Origin of the sequence: Desulfatiglans sp. (assembly GCA_012513605.1) — a bacterium.
In the GTDB taxonomy this organism is placed as follows: Bacteria; Desulfobacterota; DSM-4660; order Desulfatiglandales; family HGW-15; genus JAAZBV01.
Genome location: JAAZBV010000071.1, coordinates 1 through 21,337 on the forward strand (window position 1 = coordinate 1; position 21,337 = coordinate 21,337).

Genomic DNA, 21,337 nt, shown 5'->3' on the forward strand with positions numbered 1-21,337 from the left:
CGTATAAAGATTGTCAATGAATCAAGAGAAGCTGAACGAAGTCATCAACGGAGGAAGCATCGACGAAGAAAAGACCGCCCCTTTTACCAGGACTCGTGCTATGCAACATCTTAACCGGAAATTACTGGGGTAAAAATGAGATACTAAAAATTCTTAAGGCTTACAAAGATGAATTTGCTGAACAGTACAGTATCAAAGAGATTGGTGTTTTCGGTTCTGTAGCACGAAATGAAAATGGTGATGACAGCGACATAGATGTGGTTGTGCATATCCAGAAACCTGATCTATTTATACTGTCTGGTATCAAGCAGGATCTTGAGGAAAGATTTAAAAAGCCAGTTGATGTAATTACCTATAGGGAAAATATGAATCAATTCTTAAAAAAAAGAATAGACCAGGAGTCTGTATATGCCTGATAAAGAATTGATTCTTGAAATACTGAGTCGAATAGAAGAATCATCAGAAAAAATTGTTACGCGTTTTATGAATATTCACAATGTGTCAGATTTCACAGACAGCCCTGCCGGTGTTGATAAAATGGACTCTATTGCCATGATGTTGATAGTTGTTGGTGAATCTTTAAAAAATCTTGATAAAGTAACCGATGGCACTCTACTCTCCAACTACCCTGAAGTTGACTGGAAAAGGGCAAAAGGAATGCGAGATATTCTTACCCATCACTACGCAGGTATGGATTGCACAGGATTAATTAATGCTACCTTTTATGGCGAAGATGTAACAAACCCCAGAATTAGTACCGCTACCTGGCCAGGGAATGTTAGCGGATGGTATAAAGTCGGTGAAGGATTAAATGTTGCAAAAGATAAAGATCTTCTTCTTTGGACCACAGTATCTGGAGATAAAAGAAATCATATGGCATTTTATGCTGGAGAAAATAAGTTATTCCATTCTTCAACAAGTTATGGTGTTGCCCATACTAATAATCTTGAGTTATATTGGATAAAACAAGGTAAGCCTGATGTGTATAGAGAGGTGGGTTATTAATATGAAACAAATATTTTTATATTTTATATCTTTTATAATTACAATAACTTCTTTCATAACTGATGCTTCTGAAAGTAGTATTTTACAACATAAAATTATTTTATCAAACACAAGGGGTATACCATTCAGCATTGGAGATGGAGATTATGCAATTTGGGGTTTTGAAGTTGATGATGATGAGAATTTCTGGTTTCTTGGTGGTGATTTTGCAACACTAGTCAAGATGACAAAAAAAGGTGAAGTACTATTAAGGCGTGAATATAGCGAATTTAAGGCGAATCCAATTGGAATTAGAGAACAGAACTTATATGTTTTTGACTATGTTTTTGACCGAGGTATTAATAGGGATCCGCATGGTAAATTATTTGTTATTTCTTGCGATAACGGAAAGATACTTAAGGATTTCCCAATTTTGTTTAAAAATAGGCTTAATTGGCATGGATTTCTAGATAATGGTATTATTTTTGAGCTGAGTTTTGCTAAACCGCCATATGATATAAAAGATATGTTTAAATATTTTTTATACTCATATGATGGGAAGTATATTGGTGAAGTATCTAACGAAAGTGGTCTTAATGAACCATATAATTTTTTAAAGTTTGATTATTATATTGGTAAATATAAAAATAATCCATTATTTGCGAAATATTGTATGGAGAATGATCAATGGGAAATCTTCACTATTGACATCCGAGGGCAAATAACTCAAAAAACTATTATAGATCATAAAATACTCGGTGAGCCTTTTAGTGAAGCACCAAAGGATCTCTGGTGCTTATCTAATAATAAACTATTCATGGTTTATAGAAAAGGCGAATCAGCTATCATTACAGAGTTGGATTTAAATAAATTGATGAAATAAGAAGTGATATATGTGAAGGGGGACGCTGTTAGGTTATTGTGCAAAGCATTGGTGTCCAAAGCATTGGTGTCAAGCCTACACATTTGACAGACCCTTAAAATCATAATACAAAAACAACTGGATTCTCCGATCGTGTCGGAGAATGACGACAAAAACACATTTATAAGGCAATGCGCCTGAGCGTTTTTATGCAGTAAATAATTATACCAAAAAGATATAATGGGTTAGGTTTAAGATTAATTGATTGAAAAAGCAAGAGTAAAGATAGAGGTCAGAAGTCAGAAGTCGGAAGTCAGAAATCAGAGTGGCAGAGAATGATGTGAAAAAAACATAATACAGAAAAGGAAAGTCGGACGTCGTAACCGAAGGTATTTAATCCAGAGAATTGAAAATATTTACCCCCGCATTGTTTCGTGTCTTTCGCCTGTCCCGCCATAGTATGAAAGTCTATTACGAAGGCGGACGTGTTTCGCGGTTCAAGTTGTCTTATGGTTTGCATAGTTTCAGGATATGCTCATAACAAGTTTCATCCCCTCAATTGATCCATGCCCCGTATTACCATGCATCACCCTCATTATCGCCCGATCCTTTGAACCATTCTGATGTTTCAAGCAGCTCTTTTTGCATTGATCCATCTGAAAAAACATCATTGTAGGCACTTGTAAGTTTTTTTTCATACTCTGTTTTAATCTTATCCCTCAAAACCAGTGAGATGTACTTGCTTCTGGATATACCCTCCTCTTTACTGATTTTATCCTAAGCGGATATCGGGGTCAGCCCGTTGAAATTGGGCATATTTTGTTTGTCTCTGTCTACTCTATAACTTAACGCGCAGTCTTTATTCAGCTTACCAATGTCCAGATACCGGACATAGAATATTTAATGCCTGTTGAGCAAGTATTTTAGGCAAACTTACTTTCTCCTCTTGTAAAGGATTAAGTTTTTATAATCAACCTGTACCTCAAACAACCTTTTGAACACATCCACATACGGGCTTTTCGTTGCCGGTTCTCCATTGACTGTCTCAACTGCTATATTTTTCAACGGACTGAACTCCCTTTCGAGAAGGTTCTTAATGGGTGCAAGAGATAGCTCAATATCAGGGTCATCAGGGGGAATCATTATTGTTAAAACCTTTCCATTGTTTTCAACAATAACCACAGGCTCTGTTCCCCTGTAGCAAATACTGTTACCCGGTAACCGTCTTGGAGTTGCTCCTTTTAATGCATCTATCTGCATGCCGCACACAGATGCAGGGTCAAAGGCATTTACCGAGTAAATGCTCTTATCCTCTGCAAGGGTAGAGAGCATCTGAAATGCCTTACGTGAGATAAACTGCGGCCCTGTAACACCCTTGAAAAAAAGTCCTGACATGATTTCACCGGATAACTCCATGATATAGAGGCTCCTGAACAGGGCCTTCCAGCTGAATTCAGGCACCTCCCTGAACAGTATCTCCCTGAAGATAACCCCGTACCTGTCTAATAGCAGCCTTACCCTCTCCTTTTTTATCTCCTGCTCTCCTACCAGGTCTGTATCCTGTTCAATGTCAGGGAGTCTAAACCAGTTGCCAGTATATGTGTGAGTACCTTTCCACCTGTTGAAACCTGACCTCCTTGATGTACCTCTACCCCTTCTACTATTCTCCTGGCTGGCTGTAATCTCAGGGGCACTGAAATTGTTTTCAATCCCCCTTCTTACTGCGCTGTATCCATCGTTTGATATAATACCGCTCCACACGCCTTTCCATAATCTATCTGTAAGTTCAGCAGAGTTAGCGCCGGTAATCTCCATGAGGTCAAAAAAACCGTACCTCGCCTTTGTATCAGGGAAAAGCCCTCTATCCTTTTCTCTGTCTCTCTTTGCCTTCGGCTTACCAAGGAGATCAAGCTCAGACTCAAAGCAGAAGGCTGTCTTTTCTTTTTCAAAACCTTTCCAGACAAGATCGCTTTCACTAACGATCCTGTCAAGGTAAGCGCATTTGTAGGCATGCATCCTTGCCGGAAGTATATCAGTCTCCCAAATCCCCGCGGGAAGCGGCAGGCAGAGTAACTGTTCCAGACGCGTGAAAAGGGCCTCTTCATCCTCTGCCTTTACACTTAAGCCCTGATACCCTGCAAGAAAAAGAGGCAGAAAGGCAGCATCAAGCGGTTCAATAACAGGCACTGACCTTGCCCTGTTAATACGGAGCATGATCTCGTAATTTTCCGTGTCACAAAAATAGACCTCCGGGCTTCCCTTTATTAACCTGCCGGTAATAACATCATTTGATTCAATAAGACTGTCAAGCACAGGTTCAAGGTCATTAATGCTGATGCCAAGGGTGTGAGAAATCCACTCTTTTGTAACAGGGCCATAGAACCTGAACCATTCTAAAATCATATTGATTAAAATCTCATCGGCTGACCTGTTATCGTTTACTTTATGATCGTGCTTATGATCAACATTGATTTCTTCACCATTAAGCAGCCTCGCCTGAAGATTGCCGGTCAAAGGGGTGAGTGTTTTACTGATATGCTTATAGCTCTCAAGAGGCGCAATAAGACCTTTACCGGTTAATGGGAGAGACATATGAATAAGCTTTTTTGATACAGGTTCGATAACATCCTCTGACCTGCCATTCGTGTTCCTTTCAATGGCAGATATAAGCTCCTCCCATTCTGAAACAGGTATAAACAGCCGTTCTTTTACCCAGTCCAGGAGTTCAGGGGGCTCCTGCGGTGAATAACCTGTAGCGAGACGCTTTCGCTTCAGTTCAAATTCTTTAACAACCTCCTCATTTACAGCAGGTCGCTGTTCCTCGTTGAACAGTATATCCTGTAAAAGGTCACCTTTGATAAGAGACCTGTTTGAGGCGGGTTGGTCATTTTCATACATATACTGGTTGACCTGATTCCAGTTGATATTGGCAGCAAAGGGGCTTGGCCGTAATGTCTTTACGTGAGACCATTTTATAACCCCTGATGCTATCTCACCCAGCACAAGCCTCAGGTTATCAAGATCAAACTCATCATTAAGGCATGTGCGCCATGTCTCTATGAGGATGGGGAAGTCTTCATACCCTATCACCTTTTCAAGGAGCTTTTTTGATCGGAGCCTTGTCATCCACAGGGGCATCCTCTCGCTTATTTTGTTTCTCGTTATTAAAAGTGCCCGCCCGGCGCACTCCCTGAACCTTGCCCCAAAACATCCTGATTTTTCAAGCTGCATTTTCAGGTATGTATCCATATTTGAGGCGGTCACCAGGTTGATTAGTTCATCAGGATCAATACCGGTATTGAGCTGAAACACAATAGAATCATTGCCCGGATAAATCTCAAGATATTCCCCGTGTTTTTCCATCCATGCAGCGTTTATTGCCATTGCGTAGGGGCGGTTCAGCCTTCCTCCCCACATGGTATGAATAACAAGCTGGTTTCCGGGCACCCCTGCAGGGCCTGTTTGCACCTGTTCAAAGATGATATGATGCCTGTGTGGAAGGGCGGCATTCGTATATTCCTTCTGCCTCTTGAGAAAATCTGTAAGGAGCGCCGATGATGTTTCATCCATAAAATGATGTTCCTTTAAAAACCGGCCAAAATCAGAGTCATCAAGGCGTTCATCTGCCATCTCAAGGAATGATGATATCTTTTCGGAGAAATAGAAATCGCGATTGAGTTCATTACTGCGCCAGAATGGCGTATCCATTATCTGCGCGCCTGATGGGGTAACAAATACATCATTATGGGTGATCCTGTTTATCCTCCAGTTGCCTGTCCCAAAGGTTACAAGCTGCCCTACCCTTGCCTCCCACACATACTCCTCATCCAGCTCACCAATAAGCGCACCTGTTTCATGATGCCTGAGTTTATAGTAACCGCGGTCAGGTATGGTCCCCCCTGACATATATATGGCAAGGAGCGCCCCTTTTTTAGCGGTTACCGTGTTGTCTATCCTGTCTATGGATATACGCGGGTTCAGGTCTCGTAATCTCATATCACTGTACTTGCCTGCCAGCATCTCAAGCACAAGATCAAACTGTGTCCTTGATAAATGCCTGTAGGGGTAACTGCTCCTCACCCACATAAAAAGATCATCTATTGTCCATGTTTCAATACCGGTCATGGAGATGATCACCTGTGAAAGCACATCAAGGGGGCACTTAACCGGTTCAACAGCCTCAATATCATGTGAGATAACCGCTTTTGCAAGCACAGCCCCATCAAGAAAATCATGATCATGGGTAGGGAAGATAGTGCACCGGCTCGCATCACCTACCCTGTGACCAGCCCTGCCTATCCTCTGTATGGCGGATGAGATTGTGGGGGGAGACTGGATAAGTATCACCTCATCAAGGTCGCCTATATCTATCCCCATTTCAAGGGAGCTTGTCGCCACTATGGCGCTTAAATTCCCATCCTTGAGCTTCTGCTCCACCTCAGTCCGGATCTCACGGGAGAGGGAGCCGTGATGGGCATAGGCGATATTGGAGTCTGCCCCATCATTAATCATGTAGGTAAGCTTTTCTGCTATACGGCGGCTGTTTGTAAAAACAAGAGTGGACCTGTTTTTTGCGATAACCTCCCTGCATTTGTCAGCAAGAAATGACCAGACAGGCGCATCCTGACCCCTGTTTACAGCCTCCGCTGGAAAGGATATCCTTACCCTGTACTCCTTTTTATCATCAGACCTTATTATGGAAACCCTGCGGGGGGTATAGAGAGGTTCATGGGCATCACCCATTATTTCATAACCACCCACAAACTCAGTCACCTTTTCAAGCGGCCTCACAGTAGCTGATAAAGATATCCTCTGGAATTCACCGGCAAGCCTTACGATCCTCTCTATAGCGGTAATCAGGTGAACCCCTCGTTTATCGCCGACAACAGAGTGTATTTCATCAAGTATAACGCTCTTTATGCCTGAGAGCATCCTTATGCCGCTCTTTGAACTCAGGATAATATTCAGGCTTTCAGGTGTAGTAATCATGATCTCGGGCGGGTTCCGAACCATCTGCCTGCGGTCAGATTCGCTTGTGTCACCGCTCCTTGTCATGACAGAAATTGATGGAAACCTGCTATTTTCAGACAAAAACAGGGACTTTAGTCCTTCAAGGGGCCTTATCAGGTTTCTTCTTATATCATTATTGAGGGCCTTGAGGGGTGATACATAGAGCACACGTGTTGTGCCCCTCTCCCACTTGCCGGTCACAAGTTTGTTGATTGCCCATAAAAAGGAAGTCAAGGTCTTACCGCTTCCGGTAGGTGCAGTAATAAGTACATGCCGGCCCGATGCTATCTCAGGCCATGCCTTTTTCTGTATGTCGGTAGGCGTCCCGACAAATTCCCTGAACCATTTTACAATAAGTGGGTGGAACAGATTTTCCATTCATTATTATCCGAAATAAACTAAAATTAGCACATTACAATTAATAATTTCAGTCGATTATAAACCTATTTTTACAAATATGAAGTCCAGGTTTTGAAACAGGTTTTTTAGTATTGCTAAGTTAAATTCGTATAAAACTTATAACCTATTCGTAGGGGCAACCCTATGTGGTTGCCCGGCGGTGATTATCCTGCGCCAGCGTTCGCGGGCAGGCACATAGGCCTGCCCCTACAGTTATGTGCAACAATTATGCGACTCTTATTGCTCCCTTTGCTTTCATTCAACTATTTACATTGCGTTTAATATCCGTTTTTGGAAAGAAAGATCTCCCATTATTGCCACTGGTATAATTGGCTACTGTTTCAATGCCTTACTTACAAGCTCAACTATATCCAGCACATCAAGTTTTATCTTATTGAGTCTCACATAACTCTTCATGGTCCTCACACACTGCTGGCATGAGGTGACTACAGTATCTGCACCTGTCTCAAGCACCTCTTTTATCTTTGCCCCTGCTATCTCCTTAGAGAGGGCGGCATCTATCATCTCAAGGTTTCCGCCTCCGCCGCAGCAGGCGCAGTCTGCACGGTTCCTTTTCATCTCAATAAATTTGATACCCGGAATAGACTTTAATATCTCCCGAGGGGCATCATATTCCCTGCTTCCACGGCCAAGGTCACACGGATCATGGTATGTTACTGTCTTATTAAGTTCTTTGGACTTCAGTCTACCATCCATGAGAAATTTTTTGATATACTGGGTCACGTGGTAAAGCTCAAACTCTGGCGGATAATACTCCTTCCACATCCTGTAACAGGATGGGCAGGCAAAAACAACCCTGGTCGCATTCTTTTTCTTTACTGCCTCCATATTGTGGTGAATGACCTCATCAACCCTGTCACGAAGCCCTGCACCAAGAAATGGAAAACCGCAGCAGTATTCATCCTCACCTAAGAGCGTAAAATCAACACCCGCTGCATTAAATATAGATACGAGGCTCATGGGTATCTGCTGTGCCATTGGAAAATATGAAGAGACACAACCGGTAAAATAGACCACATCTGCCTTCTCTTTTATATGGCCATGTTCAGGCGGGTCATCAAGGTCACTCACCCATTCTGCCCTTTCGCTGTTATCCTCATTAAAGACATTATGGCTTTTAAGGACATTTTCTTTAATGGTGTTTACCTTGGCCGGGAATGCATCCGAATGTACCATGTCCTGCCTGAGGGATATCCATATATCCTTTAATGATATACCTGAAGGACATATCTCCTCACACCTGCCGCAGAGGGTACACCGGTATACTGTATCACTAAATGCCTTTAGAAACTCTTTATTCAGATCGCCTCTATAGAACCTTTTTAAAAACCCTGCCCTTGCGCGAAACAGCCTGTTAAGGGTATGAAGCCTGTATATCCCAGAAAGATTGCCATCACTGGTGGCAGATACAGCAGGGCAGACCTCAGCGCATAGCATGCAGTTTGTACATGCATCTGCCTGAACCACCTCTTTCAGAGAATAATCTGTTATCGCCATTACTGCTCTTCTTTATATTTTGCTATATCTTCCAGCACCCACGCCTCAATATCCTTTGGGTCATGGATAAGGTTATTTATATCATCCATATTGTTCGGCCTGATCTTAAACATCCACCCCTTGCCGTAACAGTCCTCATTGATGATGGTGGCATTCTCTTCAAGCGCCTCATTTGATTCCACTAACTCACCATCAACAGGGGCATAGACCTTGCCAAGCCATTTACCTGATTCTATCTTGGTAAACTTTTTTCCGGCAGATAGCTCCTTACCCTCTTCAGGGAGCTGGACATAAACGATTTCTCCTGCCATCTTTATTGCAAAATCATCCATACCCATCACCAGTAGATCACCTTCAACCTTCACCCAGAAATGATTTTTTTCGTAGTAAAGATCATCTGGAAAATTATAACCCTCTATTTCCATATCCTATTCCTCCATCAATATTTTTTTAAATCTGTTGTATCCTTTGATACTGCCTTTATACCAAGACTCACAGGAACCATAAAAATATGCCTCATAGAGCTGAATGGGAATGTGGCAATAAAGGCACAGGTTATGACAGCATGCAGATACCACAGATATGCATATATGCCGTTCAGGTGAAAACCAATCATAAGCCTGCTTACCATATAACCGATAAAGCTGTATTGTGAATAGAGAGGGGCGCCTGTCATGGCTATCCTTGCCCCTTCAAGCACAAATCCTGTGATTATCATCCCAGATATAAGGAGACTTGCAAAACTGATATTTTCAGGTAAACCCTTTATACTGTTTTTCTTTCTCCTTATCCTCTTTTCTATGAACATCAAACACCCGCCTGCAATGATCATAAGCCCGGTAATATCGAAAAAAAACCCGGTAACCGGATGGTTTTTGTCCAGTAGAATCCATATATTATCTGATGCCTTTAACAAAATCGACGCGCATGTGGCTATTATCCCCCACAGAAACCGCGCCATGAATGAGAAAAAGATCATGGCATGGATGACCCATCGGCTCTTTGATACCTTGAAAAGTCTCCTCTGTAAAAGAGCGTCAATAATCAACGCTGAGAACAGGTTGATAAGAGAGAATGCCCTGCCTTTTACCGCACCTTTATACCCCTTCCCTGCTGAAAACCAAATGATGACAATAGTTGTTATACCAATAATGAATATGATGATTGAGACTGCTGACGGTATATCACCAATTGAGAAGGTCGATGCATGACAGGGTAAACAGATAATACCCTTTGCAGGCAATGCATGGTCTGACGCGCCCAGTGTATTACCCTTAACATGACATCTTGAGCAGCTATTTTTGTCTCCGGCTGTTATCCGGTGAGGGTCATATTCTGCCAATTTCAGGGGCACATAACTCCACACAGGTACCCCATCTTTTATTTCCCTCACAGGTTTAATCTCTTCCATATGGCATGACCGGCATGGGACGCCTATATGTGCATCATGAGCGGTTTTTTCATTATGGAGATAATGGCACTTGAGGCAATCTACCTTGAAACCCTTATCAGGGGAAAAGGCGGAAAAATCCTCATGGCATTCAAGGCACGTGCTGCTTCTGCCTTCTGGTACAGGGTGATCAGGGTTCTCTTTGATATATGAGTGGCAGGCCATGCATTCGAGTGTGCTGTGGGCCTTATCGGAAAGCACATCTTCATAATCCGGCGAAGATGCCCATGATAATTCATACCCAAAAACAAGAACAGCAATAAGGATAATCTGTGCAATACCTTTTCTCATAAACCCTGTTTCCCCTAAAATGAAGGGGGAAGTATTGCACAAAAAATTCCTTTTGTAAATTACAGGCAAGCCAGAGTAAAATAAAAACGCCCTGCCAGAGAAGGGAGGGCGTTAAATAAAAAATGATACAGTAAGGTTATATCTTGAATTTACCAACCAGCGTCTTGAGCTGTTCAGCCAGTTTTGAAAGCTGCTGCGCACTCAAATCCACCTGTGAACTGCTGTTCGATATATCGTTTGATGACTGATTCACATCAGCTATATCCCTTGCAATCTCAGTTGAAACAGATGAACTCTGGGCAATATTCTCAGATACCTCCTGAATACCGCTTGATGCCTGGGCAACATTTCCGGCAATCTCCCTGGTAGTAACGGACTGCTCTTCCACTGCTGTTGCAATGGTGGAAACAATCTCATTAACATCATTAATAACCTTGGATATTCCCTCAACCTGTTTGACTGCAATTGAGGTAGACTTCTGGATGCCTTCGATCCTGTCCTTGATATCCTGGGTGGCCTCGGCTGTCTGCCTTGCAAGCTCCTTGATTTCGTTTGCAACAACAGCAAAACCCTTACCTGCCTCACCCGCCCTGGCTGCCTCGATGGTGGCATTAAGAGCAAGAAGGTTTGTCTGTTCTGAGATCTCGGTAATTGTCTCAGTTACCTTGCTTATCTCCTGGGCTGCCCTGCCAAGTTCATCAATCTTTGTTGATGCATCATCCGCCTGTTTTACAGCATCCTGGGTGATTGTGCGTGCCTGTTCAGAATTCTGTGCAATTTCATTAATGGTGGAGGTCATCTCCTCAGCGGCAGTAGCAACCAGATTCATATTTGTTGAGGCCTGTTCGCTGGCTGCTGCAACTGAATTAATGTTTGAACTCATCTCTTCAGCGGCTGATGCAACTGTATTTGATTTGGCAGAGGTCAGATCAGCCCCCTCTGAAAGGTTGCCTGAAAGCTTTGAAAGCTCAACAGATGAGCTGGTCATAGAATCCGCATTGCTGCCCAGATCTGCTATTATAGCCCTTAATTTTGACATAAATGTATTGAACCATTTTGCCAGTTCACCTACCTCATCTTCGCTGGTAATTGCGAGGGTCTTGGTAAGGTCTCCTTCTCCCTCTGCAATATCCTTGAGGCCGTCAACAACTGCTGATATCGGTTTTACGACAGTCAAACCTATTAATATCCACATACAGATGGCTATAAAAATAACCACACAAAAGAGCAGAAGTATACTGATGTTACGTATTTTTGTTATTGGTTCAAATACCTGTTTTGTATTCACGCCTGTATTTACTGCCCACCCTGAAACTGGGTCAGTCTTGAAGGAGACAATCTTCTCCATATTATTGTAGGTATAAATGATAATGCCATTTTTCTTTTCAATCATCGTCCTGCCAAAATCATATTTTTTCATATCAAGGGTGAGGATATTCTCGTGCTCTGGGTGTCCGATCACTACTCCGGTCTGATCAAAGAGAAATGTATAACCACTTTCACCAATTTTTACCTGGTCTATGCTCTTGGCAGTAAAATATTCAATTTCGACCATAGCAAAAAGCACACCCACAATCTGCTCGGTCATGGAAAGAGTTACCGTATCCATCCTGTAGGCAGGCACCGCATAAATAAATACCACCTTTGAGGACAACTCGCTTTTATAACCTCCTGATATCTGAGGTGTGCCCTTTACTGTCTTCTGGAACCAATCTTCGCTGCTGTAATCAAGCCTTTCATTTCTTACAGGGGCCGAAGGGTCTATGGGCTCTGATATTGACCTTGTTACAACCTTCCCCTTAAGGTCGGCAACACCGATATAGTCAAAATATTTTGATTTCCTTTTTTCATTGGAGAGCATTTCACCGGAATAGACCCTTGATTGAACCGCCATAGCCTCATCAGGATCAAGCGCTCCGTTTACCTCAGGTATCTGGACTATCTTTTCGAGATCAAACCTCACCACATCGAGCCATGATGTGAGCTGGTTGATGGCCCCATTTGAGACCTCGCTTACCTGAGCCTCAATTGAATCCTTGAGCGCTGCCTCCGATTTATTGTATGAGACCCACGTTGATACCGTCATACCGATAATTACAATCAAAAGGGTTGGCAGCAATAATTTGTTCCGTAACGACTTAAGCTTCATTTTGACCTCCCGAAATAATAATATGATCCTTTATCTTTACCCATAAGGATTGTTTTAAAATGGTAGCAAATCAAAAAACACCACTGATCACCCTATGTTTTGCAAAGAATATGCCATTTCTAAAATAGGTGAAGAAAATGAATTAGAGCATGAACAGCGTGAGAGGGATAGCCCGCTGGATCAGGATATTATCATAAGAAGAGATAAAAGGTTAGAAAAAATAATACCTTTTCTATAAAGAAATTGAGTTAATACTGTCAAAGTTATGACAAATTATGGCGAATAATTGTCTATATTAAGTCTTATCAGGGGTTAAATACCATAATGGATATCCCAGTCCTTCCAGACAGGTTCATACCCCTTGCCGCTGATCATTGAGGCTATCTCATCAGGAGAACGGCTGTCATTGATCTCAAACTGCTCAAGTTCCCCGGTATCAGCAGTATATCCGCCCGGTTCAGTCCTGGAGCCGGCGCTTATGGAGGTAATTCCTATCTTAATGGCATTATCCCTGAACCTTACAGACTCCCTGGTTGATATGGAGAGTTCAAGGTTTTCATCAAAGATCCTGTACGCACATATCAACTGGACAAGATCCCTGTCGGTTACAATAACCCGTGGCTCTATTATCCCTGTAGCAGGCCTCAGCCTTGGAAAGGAGACAGAGAACCTGGTCCGCCAGTATCTCTTTTTAAGGTAATTCAGATGAAACCCTGTAAACCATGAGTCTGTCCTCCAGTCATCAAGCCCTAAAAGGGCCCCAAGCCCTATCTTGTGTATACCGGCGCTGCATATTCTGTCAGGGGTATCAAGCCGGTAGAAAAAGTCAGATTTCATACCTCCCGGATGAAATTCATGATACTTTTTACCATAGGTCTCCTGGTATACAAGCACAGTATTTAGCCCCAGCCTGATGAGTCGCTCATAATCAGTCTGTTCCATTGGCTGAACTTCCATAGAGATATGCGAGAAATATGGCCTGATAAGCCTGAGAACCTCCTCAAAATATTCAATGCCCGCGCTCTTTTTAGATTCACCGGTGACCAGGAGCACATGGTCAAAACCATATGATTTTATAACCTTTACCTCATCCATTATCTGATCCATGGTAAGGGTGATTCTTTTTATCCTGTTATTATTCCTGAATCCGCAATAGAGGCAGTTGTTGCTGCATTTATTGGATAGATAAAGTGGGATATACATCTGAAGGGTCTTTCCAAACCTCTTTTGAGTAAGTTCATGGCTCAACCCTGCCATCTGTTCAAGAAAGGGGGCAGCAGCAGGTGAAAGAAGGGCCATAAGGTCTTCCACGCTGCGGGCCCCGGTTTTTGCCAGGGCTGCTTCAACATGAGAGGCATCCTTCATATAGATCTGTTTTTGTATCTCATCCCAGTCATACTGGGTATATATCTCTTTAAAACTCATCTTAATCCTTAAAAATAAAGGCCATATTTACTGTTTACCTAATCATCAAGAAATGAGGTCAAAGGGCTGCTGGCAACTGCATTCGCTGACTTTTTTCCAAGCTTTGCCATGAAGGCCATTCTACCCGCCTCCACAGCGAGCCTGAATGCTTCTGCCATCCGGACAGGGTCATTGGCTACTGCAATAGCGGTATTGACAAGCACTGCATCAGCCCCCATCTCCATTGCCTCGGCTGCATGTGATGGCGCACCTATCCCCGCATCAACCACAACCGGGATATTGCTCTCCTCTATAATTATCTCAAGCATTGCCCTTGTCTTTAACCCGGAATTACTCCCAATGGGTGAACCAAGAGGCATTACTGCAGCAACACCAGCTTCTTCCAGCTGCTTGCAGAATACAGGGTCTGCATTGATATAGGGGAGCACAATAAATCCCTTTTTTACCAACTCTTCTGCAGCCTTTAAGGTTTCCCTGTGATCAGGCAAGAGGTATCTTGGATCAGGGTGTATCTCCAGTTTTAACCAGTTTGTCTCAAGGGACTCCCTTGCAAGCTCTGCCGCAAACAGGGCCTCCTTTGCCGTCCTTACACCTGAAGTGTTTGGCAGTAGATTGACACCCGGAAGTTTCAGGTGGTTGATCATGTCATCTTCTTTGTCACTAATATCCACCCTTTTAAGGGCAACAGTCACCAGTTCCGAACCTGATGCAGAAACGGCCCTGCCCATCATATCATTTGAGCTGAACTTTCCAGTACCCACAAAAAGCCTGGAGCGGAACCTTTTTTCAGCAAGTATCAATTCATCCATATCTTTATTTCCATTTCCTTTTATGATTTTCATTACAGGTATATAAATAGCTCAATAAAAAAGTTTTATATCATATTTAATAACTTTTCCTGTATGGCCAGGTAACTTTTTAAAGGATCATCCGCCTCCCATACAGCCCCCAGAAACGCCATCCCTTTGAAACCCTGCCCTTTTACCTCATACATGTTTGTAAGCCTCAGACCCCCGAGGGCTACCACATCAATTCTTGACCTTTTCAATGCCCCTGTCAATTCAATGGAGTTAAACCGGGCCTTATAATTCTTTTTTGAGATGCTGTCAAAGAGGGGGCTCAAAAAAATATAATCAATGCCTGGGTCATTATTATCAAGCTCTTCAAGGGTATGGTAAGAGATGCTTACTGTGAAGCCCTCTTTGTTTTTATACCTGCATATTATACCATTTTTATTTAGTATATTTGAGCCTGTAATGTGGAGCCCCCTGAGATTGAAATCCTGAGTCAGTTCATAACAGGAGTGTATGACAATGCGCTTATGGAATTCCAGAGGTATTCTTGAAAGATACGCTGACATAAAGTCATCATCACAACCCGGTTTACGAAGATGCAGCAGGGGTAACCCATTTTCAAACATCCTGGTTATGAGAACATGTTCACCCTCTACTGAACCAGGGGGTGTAATCAGGATAAACCTCATTGTATTTTAACCGCCCTGGGCAGGGATAATGATCAGTATCTCATCCCCCTCCTCAAGTACATGAAACTGCCACTCCGGCCTTGGTATAACAATCTCATTTACAGCAACGGCCACACCTGTTTTATCACCGAAACCATGCATATTTAACAATTCAGCAAGGGTATTCCCTGTAAATTGTGCTTCTTTATCATTTATCGTAAGTCTCATAGGCTATTTCCTGTCTTCCCTTATTAAATATGACACATGTGAACTATATTAAAGGATGCCGAATATGGCAATCCTTTAATCACGAATATCAAAAGCCAGGTAAAGCCATTCCTTTGACAAGGATGTCATTATAATGACTCTTAAGCCCTTGCTTTTATGTGGGCCAAAATATCAGCTATAAATAATTTTCTATAATTTTATCAAACCATTGCCGGTTTTTAAAAGAATACAGGGAGATTATTCTTCAGAAATAAGCACAGGTACCGATAAGATATATTAGTGGCATGCGCTTTGCGTAAGTATATTTCTTTAAGATCCGGGAAAAAGCATTATTACTGATAACAAGACTGATCATACCTAAAACGGATGTAAAATAATGGCAGACCTTACACTTAATGAATATAAAAAGCTGAATGAGGATGAGATAATGATCAGGCTTCTTGAGGAGTATGACAATATCAATCACGGAAAGATAAGTATTAAACCGGTTATTCCAGTAAAGACTGCAAGAGATAAAGGTAAAAGATTCAGGCAATTTTTTATAAGGTACCTTAATATAAAAATACCTAAAAAAGGCATCCAGCTGCAAGGGAATCAGCCTTTTTGAAACAAGGGTTCAGGGAGTCAAGCGTCTGAGGGATTGATCTTTCTCTCCGTGGCAGGATAAATACCTTTATCCCGGGCAATATGCATTTATGGACCCGGGACAAATTGATTGACATCAGCCCATGAATAGGTTAGATTTCTCGCCTGACTCATAACATATTAATATCATTGAGATTGTTTTTTTAAAGGAGGTTTAAGAAGTATGCCAACTGTAGAATTTGAAGGCCACACCTTTAATGTTGATGAAGATGGCTTTATTGATGATTTCAATAACTGGAATGAAACCTGGGTAAGATACATCAAGGATGAAGAGGGCATCAATGAACTCACAGAAGAGCACTGGAAGGTAATCGATGTGCTTCAGGACTATTATAAAAAGAATGGCATTGCGCCAATGGTCAGGATACTAAGCAAGGTAACCGGCTTTAAGCTGAAATATATCTATGACCTGTTCCCCTCAGGGCCTGGCAAAGGCGCATGTAAAATGGCAGGGCTTCCCAAACCTACAGGCTGTGTATAAGAATCAGTGGTTGCAGAAATACCAGGGCATAAAAAGATCATCCCCTCTTTTATGCCCTGTTTTTTTCTTCCTTTAAAAGCTTATACTGAACGCTGTCAACCAGCGCCTGCCATGATGCCTCTATAATATTTTCAGATACCCCGACTGTTGACCATATCTCATTACTGTCCCTTGATTCTATCCTTACCCTTACATTTGCCCCTGTTCCATCTGCCCCCTCTATTACCCTTACCTGAAAGTCTACAAGTTTCATCTCTTTTATCACCGGGAAAAAGCCATTCAGGGCCTTTCTTAAGGCATTATCAATAGCATTAACAGGGCCGTCTCCCTCTGCAGCGGTTATCTCCTTTTCATCTCCTACCGATATCTTGATTGTGGCCTGGGAGGTACTGTCATTATCCCCATCCTTTTCCATGGTCACACGCAGAGATTCAAGTGTAAATGGCTCCCTGAACTGCCCTGTTATCTTTTTAATAAGCAGCTCCAGAGAACCCTCTGCCGCCTCAAACTGATACCCCTTATCCTCAAGGGATTTAACTACACTAACAATCTTTGCACTGTCCGCGGCCCTCTCCTCGAGTTTAATATCCATCTCCCTTGTTTTGTACTCTATATTACTTTTTCCTGACAGGTCAGAAACAAGAACACGCCTTCGGTTTCCGACTGTTTCAGGGTCAATATGTTCATAGGCCCTGCTGTTTTTAAGTATTGCGCTCACATGCACACCTCCCTTGTGTGCAAAGGCGCTTTTTCCAACAAAGGGGCGTTGATTAACAGGCGGAACATTCGCTATCTCACTTATAAACCTTGAAATATCTGTCAAGTTCTTCATGTTCTCGCGAGGTATACATTGATAGCCCATTTTCAGTTGCAGATTACCAATAACAGCCAGCAGGTCCACATTGCCGCATCTTTCACCATAACCGTTTATTGTCCCCTGAACCATCCTTGCCCCGCACAACACTGCCATTATGGAGTTTGCCACTGAAAGGCCGCAGTCATCATGCACATGAATACCTGCAGGGAGGGATATTTGAGGGATGGCAGCATCCATTATCACCTTTAGTTCATGGGTGAGTGTTCCCCCGTTTGTGTCACACAGGACTATTATATCTGCTCCCCCGGCCTGTGCGGCAGCTATTGTCTTCATGGTGTATTCAGGATTATTTTTATACCCGTCAAAAAAATGCTCCGCATCATAAATAACCTCACGCCCCTCCTTTTTGAGATACCTTACTGTATCCTCTATCATCTCCAGGTTCTGCTCAAGGGTAACACCAAGTATCTCTGTAGCATGAAGGTCCCATGTCTTGCCAAAGACAGTAACAGCCGGAGTTTCAGCCTCAAGTATCGCCTTGATGCTGGGGTCATTTCCCGGTGTGACCCCAAATCGCCTTGTGCTGCCAAAGGCAGTTAGCTTTGCATTTTTAAACGAAACAGATCTCGCCATACTAAAGAACCTTGCATCCTTCGGGTTTGATCCCGGCCACCCGCCCTCTATATAGGCAATGCCCATCTCATCAAGCCTGTGTGCGACCTTAAGCTTATCTTCGGCTGAGAGGTTTACCTGTTCACCCTGTGTCCCGTCCCGCAGGGTAGTATCATACAGCATTATTTTTTCTTTCATTTTGTTATATCCTTAAAAAAAAATCCGTTACCAGCATTACCTGATAACGGATTAAAAATTAAAAAGTGTCAGGCCCTTACCGGAACCGGTCTATACGTTTCTCTCCTGTAGATATTAGCAGCAGGGTAGAGATATATATCCCTGCTGCCCTGATAATTATTATGCCTATTATTGGATTTAAAATAAAAAGGTTCATAACCTGTTCCTTATTTACAAATAAAAAAAATCTTACAATTGAACCTGATTTTTGTCAAATGGAAAAATTTAATAAAACTCTCTATAGATAACTGATTGAACCTGATTCACACACAGGAGCATAAATACAATATTTGACATTAAATACCCATCATCTGCCAGTATAGTCTCTCTTTAAAAGTCTTTCTTTTTTATCCCTATCGAGCGCAAGGTTAATCAATCGATCAATAAGTGCAGAATATCCGATGCCGCTTTCCTTGAAAAGCATTGGATACATACTGATGGATGTGAAACCTGGAATAGTATTAACCTCATTTACTATTACTGTGCCATCATCCTTTAGAAAAAAATCCACCCTGGAAAGCCCCTCACAACAAAGAGATTGAAATGATCTTATTGCCAGTTCCCTTATCTCTTCTTTTTTTGCTTCGGGCAATATGGCAGGGATGCTCAACTTCGCACCCTGTTCATCAATATATTTTGCATTATATGAATAAAAGTCATGGGAGGTGCATATTTCACCCGGGGCAGAGGTTATCGGGTTCTCATTTCCAAGGACAGCGCACTCTATCTCCCTTCCTTTGATAAATTCTTCTATGATAATCTTTCTGTCAAAATTAAATGCATCATCAAGGGCAGCATAAAATTCAACCCTGTTATTTACCTTGTGCACTCCTACAGATGACCCCATATTGGCTGGCTTTATAAAAAGCGGCAGCCCGAGCTCATCTGCTAAAGTGTCAAAGGAGAGTTTTTCTTTTTCATGTGAAAGTAATACCCTGTATCTCCCTATTGGTATACCGCTCTCTCTGAAAAGCCTCTTCATAACATCCTTATCCATACCGACCGAAGAACCCAGCACATCGGATCCAATAAAAGGAATACAGGCAAGCTTCAGCATACCCTGAACAGTGCCATCCTCACCCATTGGCCCGTGGAGAATCGGAAATATCACATCCGGCCCTATCCTTTTTTTTGTATCAGAAACATAGACTATGTTTTCTCCGGCCTTACCTGGCATAAACGCAAGCAGATCATTTTCTGAAATAACATGCCTTTTCTTTCCGCTATCCAGTATCTCTTTTGCGGACTCACCACCGTACCATTTTCCATCCTTGGTAATTCCGACCAGATATATCTCATATTTCCCCTTATCCATTGCATCAATAATATTATTTGCAGACAATATGGATATCTCATGCTCGGCAGACTCACCACCAAAGAGTACTGCAACCTTTATCTTCTTATCCATGTTCAACCCTCGTTTCCTTTATATTTGGTATTCATCAGTCTGATGGCATTTGCAGGGCACACCTCCTGACAGCAATAACACCTTATACATTTTGAATAATCTATGTTTGCGATTTCATCAACAATAATTACTGCTTTTTTAGGACAAATTTTTCTGCACTCACCGCACCCGATACATTTTTCAGTTATTACAGGGCTCTTTGACTGGCGCCTTCCGCCTGTCACAAGATGTGAAGCTGTACCAGGCATCCTGAATCCGTGTACCCTGTTTTCATGTGGCGAAAGTATCGGGTATTCTATGCTGTGAGGCCACATACCCCTGATCTTTGCCCTCTTTAATAGAGGGATGGTAGCAGGTTCTATGCCAATCAGATTGCAGACAGCAATATCCATGGCTATTCCATCTTCAGATGCAAGGGCAAGCCCTATTTCTATCGGGTCACCATTACCGGCAGGCCCTTCACCGTGCAACCCGAGCACTGCATCCATAATAAATAGATCAGGTTTTATAAATGCATAAACATCAAGGAGCATCTCTGCAAATGCCATTTTACCCGGGTATAGAGCATGATATTTTGCCTTGATAAGCCCTGGCACAGCCCCGTACATATTCTTGCATGCAAGTGTAAGGTATTGAAGTGAATGGGTCTTGAGTTTTGGTACCCCGATTATTTTATCTGCCCTTAAAATGTAATTGCATACAGGTATTTTTTTTAACCTGATGCCCTCCGGGAAAATAACCTTTTCTGATCCTGTATCAAAATTAAGCGGGATGCCCTCCTCTTTTGCCATAGCCATGATGCCACTCTTTTCATATGCTTTAATTAATATCTTTTCTGAAAATGTCCCTGCAAGGGAGTCTCCTATATAAGGCAGCCCGCCCGCCTTTTTTACCTCCCTTACGATTGCCCTTACAAATTCAGGGTGGGTGTTTACAGCCTCTTCAGGGGCCCTTGCTGACAGGAGGTTCATCTTCAACAGCACTTTATCACCCGTTCGGATATATTTGCTCATACCGCAAAGAGGCATAAGCAATGCATCGATCTGAGGATTGTGATAATCGGTTTTTTTAATTACTACCTGTACTGCTTCTGTATTGAACATGATAGACTCATCTGGTCATTACTGATTTTTCAAATGAAAAATAAAAATCGCATTATTTATGAACTACTATTTTTTTTAATTAATAACTTGCATTTTTTATTTCAAGCTATAAAATAGAAAGCATACATTTCGTTTTTTTACATTGCTAACATTTTTTAATTAAGAAGAGAAATATTTACATTAAATTATTTTGCTGTTGTTTGTCGTAACAGGGTTTTTTACATCTGTTCATTCATTTAACTAAAAGGAGGAACAT

General features: G+C 42.2%; 17 protein-coding genes. 5 read left to right on the forward strand and 12 right to left on the reverse strand.

Translation table 11 applies throughout. From position 1 onward, the window contains the following. Window positions 1-107 precede the first annotated feature (107 nt). The 3 genes from GX654_09045 to GX654_09055 are packed head-to-tail and all read left to right on the forward strand — an operon-like array spanning window position 108 to window position 1,867. Entirely contained in the window at window positions 108-416 is a 309-nt protein-coding gene (locus GX654_09045; protein NLD37003.1) for a nucleotidyltransferase, read from the forward strand. Beyond that, entirely contained in the window at window positions 409-1,005 is a 597-nt protein-coding gene (locus GX654_09050) for a DUF86 domain-containing protein (GenBank protein ID NLD37004.1), read from the forward strand. The genes GX654_09045 and GX654_09050 overlap by 8 nt, the downstream gene beginning before the upstream one ends. A 1-nt stretch (window position 1,006) precedes the next feature. Beyond that, a complete protein-coding gene (locus tag GX654_09055) occupies window positions 1,007-1,867 on the forward strand; it encodes a hypothetical protein (GenBank protein ID NLD37005.1) in 861 nt (286 codons plus the stop codon). Between the two features lie 912 nt (window positions 1,868-2,779). Here the strand turns inward: GX654_09055 and GX654_09060 are convergent. The 9 genes from GX654_09060 to thiS all read right to left on the reverse strand — a co-directional run bounded on the left by GX654_09060 (window position 2,780) and on the right by thiS (window position 15,778). Continuing rightward, on the reverse strand, window positions 2,780-7,234 hold the full coding sequence (locus GX654_09060) for a DEAD/DEAH box helicase (GenBank protein ID NLD37006.1): 4,455 nt from the start codon (window positions 7,232-7,234) through the stop codon (window positions 2,780-2,782). 354 nt (window positions 7,235-7,588) lie between these two features. Further along, window positions 7,589-8,773, reverse strand: a complete 1,185-nt coding sequence (locus tag GX654_09065) for a (Fe-S)-binding protein (GenBank protein ID NLD37007.1) — start codon at window positions 8,771-8,773, stop codon at window positions 7,589-7,591. Further along, on the reverse strand, window positions 8,773-9,198 hold the full coding sequence (gene gcvH, locus GX654_09070; GenBank protein NLD37008.1) for a glycine cleavage system protein GcvH: 426 nt from the start codon (window positions 9,196-9,198) through the stop codon (window positions 8,773-8,775). The genes GX654_09065 and gcvH overlap by 1 nt, the downstream gene beginning before the upstream one ends. 14 nt (window positions 9,199-9,212) lie before the next feature. After that, window positions 9,213-10,514 carry a hypothetical protein gene (locus GX654_09075; protein ID NLD37009.1) on the reverse strand — a complete coding sequence of 434 codons (1,302 nt, stop codon included), beginning with the start codon at window positions 10,512-10,514 and terminating at the stop codon, window positions 9,213-9,215. Window positions 10,515-10,650: 136 nt separating this feature from the next. Beyond that, on the reverse strand, window positions 10,651-12,663 hold the full coding sequence (locus tag GX654_09080; GenBank protein ID NLD37010.1) for a methyl-accepting chemotaxis protein: 2,013 nt from the start codon (window positions 12,661-12,663) through the stop codon (window positions 10,651-10,653). Window positions 12,664-12,975: 312 nt separating this feature from the next. Next, window positions 12,976-14,088, reverse strand: coding sequence for a 2-iminoacetate synthase ThiH (gene thiH, locus GX654_09085; protein NLD37011.1), 1,113 nt, complete (start codon window positions 14,086-14,088; stop codon window positions 12,976-12,978). A gap of 38 nt (window positions 14,089-14,126) precedes the next feature. Then, a complete protein-coding gene (locus GX654_09090) occupies window positions 14,127-14,897 on the reverse strand; it encodes a thiazole synthase (GenBank protein ID NLD37012.1) in 771 nt (256 codons plus the stop codon). 65 nt (window positions 14,898-14,962) lie between these two features. Beyond that, window positions 14,963-15,571 (reverse strand): thiamine phosphate synthase, encoded by a 609-nt coding sequence (locus GX654_09095; protein ID NLD37013.1) that lies wholly within the window; start codon window positions 15,569-15,571, stop codon window positions 14,963-14,965. A gap of 6 nt (window positions 15,572-15,577) precedes the next feature. Next, entirely contained in the window at window positions 15,578-15,778 is a 201-nt protein-coding gene (gene thiS / locus GX654_09100) for a sulfur carrier protein ThiS (GenBank protein NLD37014.1), read from the reverse strand. A gap of 376 nt (window positions 15,779-16,154) precedes the next feature. Here thiS and GX654_09105 point away from each other — a divergent pair, with 376 nt between their 5' ends. Both GX654_09105 and GX654_09110 read left to right on the forward strand, forming a co-directional pair. Further along, window positions 16,155-16,385, forward strand: a complete 231-nt coding sequence (locus tag GX654_09105; protein ID NLD37015.1) for a hypothetical protein — start codon at window positions 16,155-16,157, stop codon at window positions 16,383-16,385. Window positions 16,386-16,586: 201 nt separating this feature from the next. Further along, on the forward strand, window positions 16,587-16,904 hold the full coding sequence (locus GX654_09110) for a TusE/DsrC/DsvC family sulfur relay protein (protein NLD37016.1): 318 nt from the start codon (window positions 16,587-16,589) through the stop codon (window positions 16,902-16,904). Between the two features lie 49 nt (window positions 16,905-16,953). Here the strand turns inward: GX654_09110 and GX654_09115 are convergent, their stop codons facing one another. From GX654_09115 to GX654_09125, 3 genes are all read right to left on the reverse strand, one after another. Next, on the reverse strand, window positions 16,954-18,531 hold the full coding sequence (locus GX654_09115) for a citramalate synthase (GenBank protein ID NLD37017.1): 1,578 nt from the start codon (window positions 18,529-18,531) through the stop codon (window positions 16,954-16,956). 346 nt (window positions 18,532-18,877) lie between these two features. Then, the gene (ddlA, locus tag GX654_09120; GenBank protein ID NLD37018.1) at window positions 18,878-19,978 is read right to left on the reverse strand and encodes a D-alanine--D-alanine ligase; all 1,101 of its coding nucleotides are present in this window, start codon (window positions 19,976-19,978) and stop codon (window positions 18,878-18,880) included. A gap of 2 nt (window positions 19,979-19,980) precedes the next feature. After that, on the reverse strand, window positions 19,981-21,081 hold the full coding sequence (locus tag GX654_09125; protein NLD37019.1) for a DUF362 domain-containing protein: 1,101 nt from the start codon (window positions 21,079-21,081) through the stop codon (window positions 19,981-19,983). Between the last annotated feature and the right edge of the window lie 256 nt (window positions 21,082-21,337).

What these genes read in the sequence shown, in the direction of transcription:
- GX654_09050 (NLD37004.1), top strand. Translation starts at nt 409, where the DNA reads ATGCCTGATAAAGAATTGATTCTTGAAATACTGAGTCGAATAGAAGAA.
- GX654_09055 (NLD37005.1), top strand. Translation starts at nt 1,007, where the DNA reads ATGAAACAAATATTTTTATATTTTATATCTTTTATAATTACAATAACT.
- GX654_09060 (NLD37006.1), bottom strand. Translation starts at nt 7,234, where the DNA reads ATGGAAAATCTGTTCCACCCACTTATTGTAAAATGGTTCAGGGAATTT.
- GX654_09065 (NLD37007.1), bottom strand. Translation starts at nt 8,773, where the DNA reads ATGGCGATAACAGATTATTCTCTGAAAGAGGTGGTTCAGGCAGATGCA.
- gcvH (NLD37008.1), bottom strand. Translation starts at nt 9,198, where the DNA reads ATGGAAATAGAGGGTTATAATTTTCCAGATGATCTTTACTACGAAAAA.
- GX654_09075 (NLD37009.1), bottom strand. Translation starts at nt 10,514, where the DNA reads ATGAGAAAAGGTATTGCACAGATTATCCTTATTGCTGTTCTTGTTTTT.
- GX654_09080 (NLD37010.1), bottom strand. Translation starts at nt 12,663, where the DNA reads ATGAAGCTTAAGTCGTTACGGAACAAATTATTGCTGCCAACCCTTTTG.
- thiH (NLD37011.1), bottom strand. Translation starts at nt 14,088, where the DNA reads ATGAGTTTTAAAGAGATATATACCCAGTATGACTGGGATGAGATACAA.
- GX654_09090 (NLD37012.1), bottom strand. Translation starts at nt 14,897, where the DNA reads ATGGATGAATTGATACTTGCTGAAAAAAGGTTCCGCTCCAGGCTTTTT.
- GX654_09095 (NLD37013.1), bottom strand. Translation starts at nt 15,571, where the DNA reads ATGAGGTTTATCCTGATTACACCCCCTGGTTCAGTAGAGGGTGAACAT.
- thiS (NLD37014.1), bottom strand. Translation starts at nt 15,778, where the DNA reads ATGAGACTTACGATAAATGATAAAGAAGCACAATTTACAGGGAATACC.
- GX654_09105 (NLD37015.1), top strand. Translation starts at nt 16,155, where the DNA reads ATGGCAGACCTTACACTTAATGAATATAAAAAGCTGAATGAGGATGAG.
- GX654_09110 (NLD37016.1), top strand. Translation starts at nt 16,587, where the DNA reads ATGCCAACTGTAGAATTTGAAGGCCACACCTTTAATGTTGATGAAGAT.
- GX654_09115 (NLD37017.1), bottom strand. Translation starts at nt 18,531, where the DNA reads ATGAAAGAAAAAATAATGCTGTATGATACTACCCTGCGGGACGGGACA.
- ddlA (NLD37018.1), bottom strand. Translation starts at nt 19,978, where the DNA reads ATGGATAAGAAGATAAAGGTTGCAGTACTCTTTGGTGGTGAGTCTGCC.
- GX654_09125 (NLD37019.1), bottom strand. Translation starts at nt 21,081, where the DNA reads ATGTTCAATACAGAAGCAGTACAGGTAGTAATTAAAAAAACCGATTAT.